This window comes from Spongiimicrobium salis, from assembly GCF_043678055.1.
Classification (GTDB): domain Bacteria; phylum Bacteroidota; class Bacteroidia; order Flavobacteriales; family Flavobacteriaceae; genus Spongiimicrobium; species Spongiimicrobium salis.
In genome coordinates this window covers 435,745-447,937 of record NZ_JBHEQA010000001.1, presented here as the reverse complement: position 1 = coordinate 447,937, position 12,193 = coordinate 435,745, and the positions used below count along the sequence as shown (strand labels likewise).

At 38.8% G+C, this 12,193-nt stretch carries 15 protein-coding genes; 7 read left to right on the top strand and 8 right to left on the bottom strand.

The window, feature by feature from the left end; translation table 11 throughout:
• Nucleotides 1–98: 98 nt before the first annotated feature.
• Complete coding sequence (locus ACEXOE_RS02125) at nucleotides 99–359, top strand: hypothetical protein (RefSeq protein ID WP_394747076.1); 261 nt, start codon at nucleotides 99–101, stop codon at nucleotides 357–359.
• Here the strand turns inward: ACEXOE_RS02125 and ACEXOE_RS02120 are convergent, their stop codons facing one another.
• The 6 genes from ACEXOE_RS02120 to ACEXOE_RS02095 all read right to left on the bottom strand — a co-directional run bounded on the left by ACEXOE_RS02120 (nucleotide 360) and on the right by ACEXOE_RS02095 (nucleotide 4,300).
• Entirely contained in the window at nucleotides 360–1,007 is a 648-nt protein-coding gene (locus tag ACEXOE_RS02120; RefSeq protein ID WP_394747075.1) for a DUF1361 domain-containing protein, read from the bottom strand.
• A 4-nt stretch (nucleotides 1,008–1,011) separates the two neighbouring features.
• Nucleotides 1,012–1,308 (bottom strand): hypothetical protein, encoded by a 297-nt coding sequence (locus tag ACEXOE_RS02115; RefSeq protein WP_394747074.1) that lies wholly within the window; start codon nucleotides 1,306–1,308, stop codon nucleotides 1,012–1,014.
• Between the two features lie 3 nt (nucleotides 1,309–1,311).
• Complete coding sequence (locus ACEXOE_RS02110) at nucleotides 1,312–2,721, bottom strand: DUF4153 domain-containing protein (RefSeq protein ID WP_394747073.1); 1,410 nt, start codon at nucleotides 2,719–2,721, stop codon at nucleotides 1,312–1,314.
• Between the two features lie 11 nt (nucleotides 2,722–2,732).
• Nucleotides 2,733–3,188: a Coq4 family protein gene (locus tag ACEXOE_RS02105; RefSeq protein WP_394747072.1), complete on the bottom strand. Its 456-nt coding sequence runs from the start codon at nucleotides 3,186–3,188 to the stop codon at nucleotides 2,733–2,735.
• A 48-nt stretch (nucleotides 3,189–3,236) separates the two neighbouring features.
• Nucleotides 3,237–3,527, bottom strand: a complete 291-nt coding sequence (locus ACEXOE_RS02100) for a winged helix-turn-helix domain-containing protein (RefSeq protein ID WP_394747071.1) — start codon at nucleotides 3,525–3,527, stop codon at nucleotides 3,237–3,239.
• 125 nt (nucleotides 3,528–3,652) lie between these two features.
• Nucleotides 3,653–4,300 carry a hypothetical protein gene (locus ACEXOE_RS02095; protein WP_394747070.1) on the bottom strand — a complete coding sequence of 216 codons (648 nt, stop codon included), beginning with the start codon at nucleotides 4,298–4,300 and terminating at the stop codon, nucleotides 3,653–3,655.
• Between the two features lie 139 nt (nucleotides 4,301–4,439).
• On the opposite strand from ACEXOE_RS02095, the gene ACEXOE_RS02090 reads away from it, so the two are divergent.
• Both ACEXOE_RS02090 and ACEXOE_RS02085 read left to right on the top strand, forming a co-directional pair.
• Nucleotides 4,440–4,799: a DUF1801 domain-containing protein gene (locus tag ACEXOE_RS02090; RefSeq protein ID WP_394747069.1), complete on the top strand. Its 360-nt coding sequence runs from the start codon at nucleotides 4,440–4,442 to the stop codon at nucleotides 4,797–4,799.
• Between the two features lie 83 nt (nucleotides 4,800–4,882).
• Nucleotides 4,883–5,275, top strand: a complete 393-nt coding sequence (locus ACEXOE_RS02085; RefSeq protein WP_394747068.1) for a response regulator — start codon at nucleotides 4,883–4,885, stop codon at nucleotides 5,273–5,275.
• Between the two features lie 66 nt (nucleotides 5,276–5,341).
• On the opposite strand, the gene ACEXOE_RS02080 is transcribed toward ACEXOE_RS02085, so the two are convergent.
• Both ACEXOE_RS02080 and kdsA read right to left on the bottom strand, forming a co-directional pair.
• Nucleotides 5,342–7,312, bottom strand: coding sequence for a DUF3857 domain-containing protein (locus tag ACEXOE_RS02080; protein WP_394747067.1), 1,971 nt, complete (start codon nucleotides 7,310–7,312; stop codon nucleotides 5,342–5,344).
• A 50-nt stretch (nucleotides 7,313–7,362) separates the two neighbouring features.
• On the bottom strand, nucleotides 7,363–8,181 hold the full coding sequence (kdsA, locus tag ACEXOE_RS02075; RefSeq protein ID WP_394747066.1) for a 3-deoxy-8-phosphooctulonate synthase: 819 nt from the start codon (nucleotides 8,179–8,181) through the stop codon (nucleotides 7,363–7,365).
• Between the two features lie 74 nt (nucleotides 8,182–8,255).
• Here kdsA and ACEXOE_RS02070 point away from each other — a divergent pair, with 74 nt between their 5' ends.
• From ACEXOE_RS02070 to typA, 4 genes are all read left to right on the top strand, one after another.
• On the top strand, nucleotides 8,256–8,852 hold the full coding sequence (locus ACEXOE_RS02070) for a hypothetical protein (protein WP_394747065.1): 597 nt from the start codon (nucleotides 8,256–8,258) through the stop codon (nucleotides 8,850–8,852).
• A 66-nt stretch (nucleotides 8,853–8,918) separates the two neighbouring features.
• Nucleotides 8,919–9,458, top strand: coding sequence for a hypothetical protein (locus tag ACEXOE_RS02065; protein ID WP_394747064.1), 540 nt, complete (start codon nucleotides 8,919–8,921; stop codon nucleotides 9,456–9,458).
• A gap of 127 nt (nucleotides 9,459–9,585) precedes the next feature.
• The gene (locus ACEXOE_RS02060) at nucleotides 9,586–10,140 is read left to right on the top strand and encodes a hypothetical protein (protein ID WP_394747063.1); all 555 of its coding nucleotides are present in this window, start codon (nucleotides 9,586–9,588) and stop codon (nucleotides 10,138–10,140) included.
• A gap of 92 nt (nucleotides 10,141–10,232) precedes the next feature.
• Nucleotides 10,233–12,032 (top strand): translational GTPase TypA, encoded by a 1,800-nt coding sequence (typA, locus tag ACEXOE_RS02055; RefSeq protein ID WP_394747062.1) that lies wholly within the window; start codon nucleotides 10,233–10,235, stop codon nucleotides 12,030–12,032.
• Nucleotides 12,033–12,193 lie beyond the last annotated feature (161 nt).

Here is a 12,193-nt window from a genome sequence, read left to right as displayed (position 1 = left end):
CCGTTCAACAGAAAAGGGGGCGACTTGTCGAAAAATACTAATCTTGAACAGGCTTCATTCAAGATAATATTGTATATTCCACATCCTTAAATATTTAGATGGAATTTAATTGGATATTTAACAAAGAAATCGACCCAACCGAAAAGCAACGCTGTATAGATATGGAGTACAAGTTGCGTCCTAGGATTACCCGTTATCTTATTGCCCGCATGGAACAGGAATGTCATGGGGATTTTTCCAAGTTTTGTTTTGATGTAAACATGCGAACGAAACGAGTGACTTTATCAGAAAAAACACCCCAGGAATATTTGGCCAAATTGAAATTGGACTTTGATATGGAGATCAATAAAGACCTTTAGCTAGACCGGATTTTTTATCATTGACCGAAATCCCAGAAAGAGTATCCATAAAAAACCGCCAAAAGCAAAGGTCATTAATCCCACATGGTCCATATAAAAACTATCGGTTATAGTGGTGAACAATTGTACCGGTTTTCCTAGAATATCCCAAGAGTTAAAGCGCATAAAGCGGCCCAGATGTATGCCGTAACCACTTAAAATACAGCATTGAAAAATAGTGTATTGCGCTATTCGTGAACCGTAGCGCTCTTGGATAAAACAATGCATGTCTACCAAAGATAAAAGCCCAAACAAAAGCCCGTTGAGCGCAAAAACAAAGACAAGGAAAAGATCTAACCAGGGGAGATTGGATCGTTCACTGTGCAAATGAATTAGATCCGTGATGATATAAGGACTATTGGGCAAAAACAATAACCAAACACCAAAAGCCAGAAACATTGAAATACGATATTTCCGCAATCGAGAAAAATGTACTAAAAATTGCGTAATGCCATAAGGTATTGCTGCCAGAAAAAGATTCCAAACCAAAAAAGAATAGAAGCCATTATGGGTCACTTTAATACGAAGGGCCAATAAGGCCAGTGCAAAGGCTGTGGAGAGTAGTAAAAGAGAATAACGTTGATATAAGGTGGATAAAAATAGTTTCATGAGATTAAATGTTTACAAGTAAAAGATAGGAATAGGCTATGGGCAGATTTAAAAGCATTACGATAAGCGTAATACCATGCTCTTTAATATCCTTAAAATTGAATAGTCCATGCAGTAGTATAAAAAGAAAAGTAAAACTATTGAGGCCCAAGGCCAGAATCACATAAACAAAGCCGATAACTACCGTAATTTCTGCTTTGGTCATAAGATGAAGTATTACGATGATGGAGCCTAGACTAAAACTAATGGCGGCCAAACGCACTCCAAAACGGTTGATGGGATAAGTAAAAAAAGAGAGCATCTGTTAGTATTTTAAAGTGAATTCCAATACCGTATATTCCTGCCATGATTTGGCTGCTTGATTCTCTTTAAAGGTGGCCAAACGTTCCGAAATTCTAGTTTTTTGATGCTGAGGAATTTCCTGCTTATGCTGCCTTGCATATTGATATAATTGCGCACTGTTATTCGTATTTAAGCTCAAAAGATATTCCATATCCGGATGAGGCAAATGGGATAGGTTATAGGCTGTAATGGCGCGATCCCAGGGAATAGCCGTACATAAAATCAGAAAAGCAAAAATGATAGTGGTATTCGTACGGAATAGATACATGAAACTCTTGATCTGTATCACCTTAAGATAAGCGGTAATCAATCCAACGAGTGTCAGTAAAAGGTATGCAAACACTCCAATTCGCTTGTAGGTGAGTCCCAATTCCGCGATGTAATGGTAGTTTTTTATGCAAGTAAAGAGTACTAAAAGTAGGTTGAAACCAATCCAAATAAAGCTCAGGGATTTTAAGCGGGTGTTGTTTTTATAGAAGTTGAGATTGCCTCGAAAAAAGTAAATGAGCACAATAATTGCACAAATGACTGAAAAAGATAGTGCATATACGCCTTCATGGACTGCTTCAGAATATTGCGCATGTGATACTAAAGTGCTGGACCCTAACAAGTAGATCATATCCGTAATCAAAAAGAAAAGTAGGAGCACATTTAAGGTGCCCAACACCATACTGCCCAAGATGTGTTCTTCTTGTATTTTCTTTAATACCACTTCCGTGAATGGAGTAGTGGGAGCTTGGAGCTCATTGGAAATCTTTAGGTCTTGATCTGCCAATTCCTCAGCGCCGAATGGAGCGAGTAAATGACGAAACAAAAAATACCCTAAAAAAGTAAAAAATACCCATGGGACACTAATGAAGCTCATATCTATCTGTGCAATCAAATGATTGAAAATGGGATTGGCATTGCGATACATTAAAATGAACAAGCCCATAAGAAGAAGGGCTACAATAGCACCTTTTAGATATACATATGTTCTGGGTATGGTATCATTATCAGAATCGGTTTTGGTTTTTGGAGGATTTTGAGAAGCTTCTCCCAACCGGATAACGGAAGCCAATACCATATTGACAAGGCCTATGAGGGCAGCAATGTACAGGGAACTCCGGTTGGAAACCGACTTCCCCACGAAAACAAAAAAGGCAATAAAATGGACTGTCACCTGAAAAGAGGAGGGGTTAACAACGACCATCAATGCACTAAAAATATAGATCAAAGCATAGATCCAGGGAATTGGACGTTTCTCTTTTATAGAGAAGAGTACTGCTACTACAATGATGGCAATCAAAAAAAGATTGAGACCAAAACTTTTACTGTAAAACAAGAGGCTAAAGGCAATTGCCGAGAGTATGGCTTTTAAATGAATGTTCATAAAATAAAGTTTTATCGGATTAAAAAAATAGCTTGTAAATCTGCTATGGGTTGTGTCAACAATTTTGAAAAATCGATTTGATGGAACTTGAGGGCAGATTTCCCTTTGCGATAGGCTCGTCTAAATCGGGAGAAATGATCGGGAAACAACAAAGTGCCCATAAAAATCACAGTAAATAGGTACAAGCTGCGTTTTCCATTGCCGAAAAGATAATATTGCATGCCAATTTCCTCGGGAACGGAAATACCTGTGCCCGTAAGGACATGGAAAACATCATGGTTTTCCAGTTTGGGTTGTAGCTCAAAGTGATACTTGATCAAAAAACAACCCAAATGAAACCCTAGACTGTGATGGGGGTAATGCAGCAATTCGGTAACAGAAATACTCCAAGCTTGCCCATGTTTTAAAAATTTTTGATAGGGTTTTTTGCTCCATTCGTACAAATATTCCAATAATCTATCTCTCATTATAAAGTACTTTGAAATTCAAAGTAAAATTGTAAAAAAAATCAAATTCTACTTTCCGATAAGCTTTTCCAGCGCATCGATATGTTTTTTAAATTCGGCTTTCCCCAAGGGGGTGGTAGAATAGCGCGTATTGGGCTTTCTGCCAATAAATTGCTTTTCTACCTTGATATATTCTGCCTTTTCCAGAGCTTTGGTATGGCTGGCCAGATTGCCATCCGTGGCACCAAGAAGTTCCTTCAACATATTAAAGTCGGCATAATCGTTCACCATAAGTACGGACATAATTCCCAAACGTATGCGATGATCAAATACTTTATTGATGTTGTTGATAATGCTCATATTGTTTAAAAAAAATCTTGGAAATATCTAGAATGCCGACTAAAAAATAACATCTTTAACTCTTAACTCTTAACTCTTAACTCTTAACTCTTAACTCTTAACTCTTAACTCTTAACTCCTAACTCCTAACTCCTATCATGTTTAAAATACATCAAAGCTCCATAAAAAATATGGAAAAATCCAAAACCCAAAGCCCAAAAATAGAGACCATACCCCAGAAATTGCGTGGAGATGATACCAATGACAATGTTGGCCATGCCTAGGTAGCGCACATCCCCTATGGTATGTTTACTAGCATTTACGCAGGCTAAACCATAGAAAATTAAGGTAGCGGGAGCAATCATATCATAATATCGATTTTGTAAAAGTGCCATACAAAAAAGACCTCCGGCCACTAGGGGAATGAAAAAATTAACGAATAAACGTTTACTGCTAACATCCCATAGTTTTTCGCCACTTTTTTTCGATTTTTTTATGGATAAAAGCACTCCGGTAATCATGGCTAAGGCAACAACAATAATAGCAATGAGCAATAAAGTACGCATTAAACTAGGAGAGCTGATAGCATTGAGAAGTCCAATAGAATCCGAACCTCGGTAGGCTTCCGTAGGGCCAACATAGTTTTGTATCTGTTGTTTGGCAATGTACGCACCAATTAGGGCATAGATTCCTGCCAATACCCCGGAAAGGCCACTGAGGGAAAGAAAACGGGATGAACGATGCATCATTTGTTTGATTTCTGTGATATCGTCCAAGTAATTTTTTGTTTCCATAATAAAGTACTTTGAAATACAAAGTTAAATGAATTTATGAATTCTCCAATATTTTTAGCAAACTTTTAGCGATATTCACACGTATGAACTATTTCAAGTACCTTTAAGTCGCCAGTCAACAGTAAACAGTACTAATCCCATGAACCCCGCAGAAGCCTACATTTTGAATCAGGAAGAACCTTATCGAAGTATTTTAATGCATCTCCAAGCGGTTATTGAACGAGAGCTTGTAGGAATGGAATTAAAATATAAGTACAAAATACCTTTTTATTATGTCAATGGACGTCCTTTTTGTTATCTGAACCAAAGTAAGAATTACGTAGATGTGGGCTTTTGGAATGCGGCCCATCTGAGCGTATATCCAGAACATCTGGTTAGTGACGGACGTAAAGTAATGCGATCATTACGGTATAAAAGTTTGGAAGAAATTAACCATACCGTTCTCACGGCTGTTCTTCAAGATGCATATACAATGAAAGACAAAAAGTTTTGGAAATAAGGTATAATCGCTATTTTTTAGGTTGAAGCAGTAAGAAATTATAAAACATTCTGTAAATTTCGCCTTTATTTCAAAATAACCAAATGAGCTTAAAGGTTTGTATCATAGATGACGATCTTGTATCACAGTTTGCTACGCAATACCGGATAGAACAATCTGAGATTCCATGTAGTATCAGCAATTACGATAGTGCAGAGAAATTTCTTGAGGTGATTACGGGCAATAAGAATGTACTTGCCATGCCCGATATATTGTTGTTAGATCTTATCATGACGGGAATGAGTGGTTGGGAACTTTTGGAAGAAGTAGAAAAACGGTTGGGCACCAATTTCAAGACCAAGGTATACGTTTTATCGGCCTTTAACAATTCCAAAGACAGGAAATTGGCCAAGAGCCATCCAAAAATTCAAGGCTATTTTGACAAACCCCTCTCCAAAGACAATGTGGATAAAATATTTCAATCCCATACTACTTAAAGTAGCCGTTTTCCGGTATTTCATGTAATCGTCTTTGCATATTGGGCAGCAACCGCTATATCCTGGCTATACTTTTTCCAGGGCAATTAAGGTATTGTTCTGAACTTCGGTAATATGTTTAAAAAACTCTTTGAGCATTTCGTATTTTTCCGTGCTGTAGTGACTAGAATTGATGGCAACATCAAATAACAATATAATACTGTTTCCCTGCGGTCTGCAGTCAAATTTCAATTTCCCCATTTGCTCTGGTAAGGCCACCACTTTCTTTTTTGGAAGATCCTTTATTTTGTATCCTTCAGGGACATTGAAAATGAGATGAAAGGCATATTCCCGATTATAGCCAAAATCAATGGGATAATTTCTTTTCTCTTGGATGAAAGGGTTCTTCCGGAAGAATTTAATAAAAAATGGATCTAAATAAATATTGTCACTGGTCACTGATGTTTCCAATTCAAACTCAAATCGCTCTGAAACCTTTTTTTCATCACTTTGGGCATCGTTTAATGTATATTCCGTGATGAGGAAGTCGTCTACAAAGGAGTTTTCTATATTTTTAAGGTAACTGTCTTCGCTACTTTCGGCAAATGCTCTTCTTTTGTTTACGGCATTATACCCAAAGGTCAACTGATTGATTTTACCCACAAACTTTTCTTCTTCGGGCTGAAAATCCAACTGCACCCGGTACATATTTTTGTTGTTGTCGTAGGCGGCAATATCGTACCAATAACTTTCTTTTTTAAAATCCATGACCCTCCCTTGATAATTGAGGCATCGAAAGGGGAGCATGCCAAAAGGAATGGATTTGTCTGTAGCATCCAGAATGTAATCCTTGCCATCAATATGCACTTTGGCCACCACATAATTAAAATCGGAAAGTACGGGTCTATTCTTTTTGGGGAGCCCATTCTGACGCGTAGATAACAACATAAGATTGGTATTGATATTGGCCGCGTTCAATAAATTGATCAACGAAATATTAATTTCCCCTACATTGCCAATTTTTTTATTGAACGCATCTTTTACACGTACTTTATCATAAATCCCGTATTTTCCATTCCAAGTATAGTACCCCCGAATAAAATTATAGATGTTTTGGGCTCTGGTAAGTTCATCCCCTGTGCTTAATAAGCTTTCAGGTACGTTCTTTTCAAAGAATCCTTTTTTGGTCAATTGACGACCAATATCCTTATCTTTTTTAAAATCCCGATCTACGTCTTTCCAGCTTTTACTATACTTTACCTTGGCGCCCTGAAAGGTGTAGTATTCCGCAAGTTCAAAATCGAGACGGGAAATATAATTGGAGGTAGCTAACATATAGGCATCATCAGCATTAAATGCGGGAGCATTTCTAACGGCGTAGCGCAGCACCTCACAATCAGCAGGATTTGGATAGCCATCTACGTAGAAACAGGCCGACTCAATGGTCGCATCATTTGCGGCTAAGGGAAGTGCCCCTAAAAGTGTTCTGTTATACTTGTAATTCGAAGGGATTTTTGCATTGAATTCGCTATATATTTTGGGAATATGGGACTGAAAATTCCAGCCTTCCAGTTTAAAGAAAAAAGGAGAAACAACGGTATAACGATACTCTAGGATACTTCCTTTTTTAACATTGGGGAAGGTGAAACGTTTTTTGGTATACCATTCATTGACATCTACGGAAAACACCTCACTTGCCAAAAGTTCCCTTTTTGCGCCACCACTATTATGGGTAATGGCCCGTAGTTTTTCAATGGTCTCTCTATTTTTGCTATTGCGGTATAGTGGAATGCTTATATTTCCTTCATCCAGGCCTTTTTCGTTTAGAATCTTAATTTTTCCGTAGTATTTTTTGATCAACCATATTCTATTGTCCCGTACTGCAAAGAAATTATTTCCCCGTTCATACATCACAACGGCATTGGCCGTACTGTCTGCAGGATATTCTGTGAATGCCATCTCTTCTTTTGAAAGGATGCCAAAATTGTCCAAATCCTGACAATACCCAAGAGTAGTGAAGAAAAGTGCTATGCATAGCACGAGAGCCATATGTTTCATAAAAATAAGGTTTGGTATGGTAATACAGGACTAAATATAGTAAAAAAACATCACAAGCTATTTACTATTTTCCGAATAGCAACAAGATTGGTCAGTAGTTTTTCCAAGTGATTTAAATGCAACATATTGGCTCCGTCGCTTTTGGCATTGGCCGGATCAAAATGGGTTTCCATAAAAATGCCGTCAACGCCTGTGGCAATACCCGCTCTGGCGATGGTCTCTATCATATCTGGTCTTCCTCCGGTAACACCGCTAGATTGATTGGGTTGTTGTAGGGAATGGGTGACATCCAATACGACCGGGGCATATTGCTTCATGGTGGGAACACCCCTAAAATCCACGACCATATCTTGATAGCCGAACATGGTTCCACGATCCGTTATCATGGCTTGTTCGTTACCAGATTCCTTGACTTTGGTCACGGCGTGTTGCATACTTTCGGGACTCATAAACTGTCCTTTTTTCAAGTTGACCGTTTTCCCTGTTTTTGCAGCAGCAACCACCAAATCGGTCTGACGTACCAAAAAAGCGGGAATCTGAAGAATATCCACATAAGTAGCGGCCATTGCCGCATCAGATACTTCGTGGATGTCGGTTACCGTAGGGACTTCAAATGTTTTGGATACTTTCTCCAATATTTTCAGTGCTTTTTCATTTCCAATACCTGTAAAAGAATCAAGCCTACTGCGATTGGCCTTCTTAAAACTTCCTTTGAAAACATAGGGAATCTGCAATTTATCGGTTATGGTCACTATTTTTTCCGCGATGCGCAAGGCCATATCCTCCCCTTCAATGGCGCAAGGTCCAGAGAGTAGAAAGAAATTATTGCTATCCGTGTGTTTTATATGAGGAATGCTGCTTAAGGTCATATCTTAAATTTTGCATAAAGATAGTGTTTCACCATCGTATTCTTTTTAGTTTTAGCAAAACCAAAACAAAATCTATGCAGAAAAAACTACTCTTTGCCCTATTTTTTAGTACTATTACGGCGATAAACGCACAATTTCAAGAAAAGAAAAAAGGGGTTCTTCATCTGGAGAAACACCAAGTAAAACTCAATCTTTTAAATCCTGGATTCAACTATGAATTCGCTATAGGACGGAATCAGACGGTTTCCACAGGCTTCAATTTGTTTAGTTTGGCATTACCCCCGGCAGGCTATTCCCTGTCCCCAGCTTGGACCAGTAAGTATAATTATTACTATAATCTTAACAGTAGAAAGCGCAATGGTAAAAATGTGGGGGGCAATTCCGGGGATTATTTTGGGACACTATACTCCATATTTATTCCGGAATTGGAGATTTTAGGGGATATCGATGATACTAATTTTGGGCTGCGTTTTGTAGGAGCAGTATATGGGGTGCAAAGAACCTATCCCAAAGGATTTAACTTCTCCATTGAAGGCGGCGCTGGCTATTATGATGGAAGAGGCACGGAAAGTGGCTTTGGACCTACATTTAATTTCAGTGTGGGTTGGGTATTGGGAAAAAAGAAAAAGCAGAAAAGAAAGGAAAAGATAGAATATATCAATCCACGATAGTGATTTTTCATTCTTTTTTGGCATACTATTTGGTAGTAAATAGTCTTCAAACCAAAACAAACAACAATGAAAAAAATTACATTTCTTCTATGCCTATGTGCCAGCTCTTTTTTCTATGCACAATCCACTAAAAAAGTAGAAAATCAACAATGGAAAGTCAATCTATTGGTGCCTGGCGTAGAATACGAATTCGGTGTTGGAGACCAAAGTACTTTGAGTTTAGGTCTGGGTACGGCTGTAGCCGTTGCCGGTGGGAGTGATCGCAGGACCGAATTTGGATTGTTCCCCTTTGCTGAAGGAAAATATCGTAACTATATCAATTTTGAGAGACGGGAGCGAAAGGGAAAACATACCTATGGCAATAGTGGCAATTTTGTCGGGGGTGGAATCTTGGTGTATGATGGAAATCCCTTGTTGGGAAATTTAGAATTCGTTACAGATAATGGCATACAGGCCTCTGCCTTTTACGGGCTTCAAAGAACCTATAAGAAAGGCTTTAATTTTACCTTAGAATTTGGACTGGTCTATTTTAATACCGATTTTGATGATGGCGTCTCCCCTTGGGCCAATTTTAGCATTGGTTGGGTATTGGGAAAGAAACGCTAGGAATACGGCTGCAGTTGGTCTAATTTAACAGTTTTGGCAGGTATTTCGGGGCTAATTCGTGAAAGGATATACTTTTTTAACGACCTAAGGGTTATCTATAAGATATCAAACCCCAAATCTTGACATCATGCAGAGGCAATTTTTAGTACTATTCCTGCTCTTGACAGCGGCCACTCAGGCACAGTTTGGTAAGAATGTGGAGCAACATCAATTTAAAATCAATATCCTTGGCCCGGGATTGGAATATGAAGTAGGTATTGGGCAGAACGAAACGCTGAATTTTAGGGCGGCATTACAATTTGTCACAGATCCCAATACGAAAAACGATTTTGAAATAGATGTGGTGCCGGCTTTGAACGGACAGTATCGATATTATCATAATTTAAGCAAGAGATTTCAAAACCAAAAAGCGGCCTATGGCAATGCAGGGAATTATATTGCCGCATCGGCTTCTTATTTCATTGGAGATCCCCTTCTGGAAAATGTAAGTGACAACGTAGATCTCCTTGGTTTCGTAGGACCTGTTTATGGCATTCAACGTACGCATTCCAGCGGATTTACCATAAATATAGAAGTAGGGGGTGGATATTACTTTGCCACATCTTCCGGAGGTTTTGGACCTACATTCAACCTAAGTGTGGGTTGGATTTTAGGAGAAAAACGCTGGTGTGTAGGAAAATAGGGAACGTCCTCAAAATCAATAAGATAAAAATAACATAAGATTGTGCGAACAAGCGAAAATTAGCAGTATCTTTGCACGCTCAAAACAAAAGTATGTCCACAACAAAGAATATTGCGATCATTGCGCACGTAGACCACGGTAAGACAACATTGGTCGATAAGATCATGTACCATTGTCAATTGTTCCGTGATAATGAGAATACCGGGGATTTGATTTTGGATAATAACGATCTGGAAAGAGAGCGTGGTATTACCATTACTTCCAAGAATGTATCTGTGGTCTATAAGGAGACTAAAATCAATATTATCGATACCCCTGGTCACGCCGATTTTGGTGGTGAGGTAGAACGGGTATTGAACATGGCCGATGGGGTACTTTTATTAGTGGATGCTTTTGAAGGTCCCATGCCACAAACACGATTTGTACTGCAAAAGGCTATTGATATGGGACTAAAGCCTTGTGTAGTTATCAATAAAGTGGATAAGGAAAACTGTACCCCTGAAGAGGTACATGAGAAAGTTTTTGATCTGATGTTCGAATTGGGAGCGGAAGAATGGCAATTGGATTTTCCAACGGTCTATGGTTCAGCCAAAAATAATTGGATGAGCGACGACTGGCAAAAGGAAACCGATTCTATTGAGCCCCTATTGGATATGGTCATTGAGCATATTCCGACTTTTGAACCAACAGAAGGAAACACCCAAATGTTGATTACTTCCTTGGATTATTCTTCTTTTACTGGAAGAATCGCCATTGGAAGATTGCAAAGAGGAAGCCTAAAAGAGAATCAACAAATTTCTTTGGTCAAGAGAGATGGCAGTGTCGCTAAATCCAAAATCAAGGAACTATTTACATTTGAAGGTTTGGGGCGCAAGAAGGTGACCGAAGTGGCTACAGGAGATATTTGTGCTATCGTAGGTTTGGAAGGTTTTGAGATAGGCGATACTATTGCCGATCTGGAAAATCCCGAAGGACTACAGACCATAGCAATTGATGAACCTACAATGAGTATGTTGTTCACCATTAATGATAGCCCTTTCTTTGGACAAGATGGGAAGTTTGTCACCTCTAGACATATCAATGAACGTTTGCAACGGGAATTGGAGAAAAATTTGGCCTTGCGAGTTGAAGAAACCGATAGTGCCGATAAGTTCATGGTCTTTGGACGAGGGGTTTTGCACCTTTCGGTACTGATTGAAACGATGAGAAGGGAAGGTTATGAACTGCAAATAGGACAGCCGCAGGTGATTATCAAGGAAATCGACGGTAAGAAATGCGAACCTGTAGAGCATCTTACGATAGATTTACCGGAAGAAGTATCTGGAAAAGCGGTGGAAATGGTTTCGATCCGAAAAGGAGAAATGACGAGTATGGAAGCCAAAGGAAATCGCATGATCTGTGAATTTGTAATCCCTTCCCGTGGAATTATAGGATTGCGTAACCAATTGTTGACCGCTACTGCTGGAGAGGCTATTATGGCACACCGATTTTTAGAATATCAACCTATGAAAGGGGATATTCCGCAACGTCAAAACGGTTCTTTGGTGTCCTTGGAAAAAGGAAAAGCGATTCCTTATTCTATAGATAAATTACAAGATAGAGGGAAATTCTTTGTCGATCCAGGAGAAGATATTTATGAAGGACAGGTTATCGGTGAAAATTCCAGAGGAGACGATATGACCATAAATATCACGAAAACCAAAAAACTTTCCAATGTACGTTCTGCCGGTGCGGACGATAAAGCAAAGATTGTTCCGGCAATTAAGTTTTCTTTGGAAGAAGCCCTTGAGTATATTCAAAAAGATGAATATGTAGAGGTGACGCCCAAGTTTTTGAGATTGCGCAAAATCTATTTGACCGAGGTAGACCGTAAGCGAAATAAAATTGCTTAAAGCAATAACACAGCATATACCTAAAAAAGCCCTGAGCATTCGCTTGGGGCTTTTTGTTTGAAAACTCTTATGATATGGAGTAAAATCGTTGGAAAGCCTCTATTCTTGTAGTTGTAACAATGCGGATAAAGATGATACGAATAAGATAAACTCCAACAGAT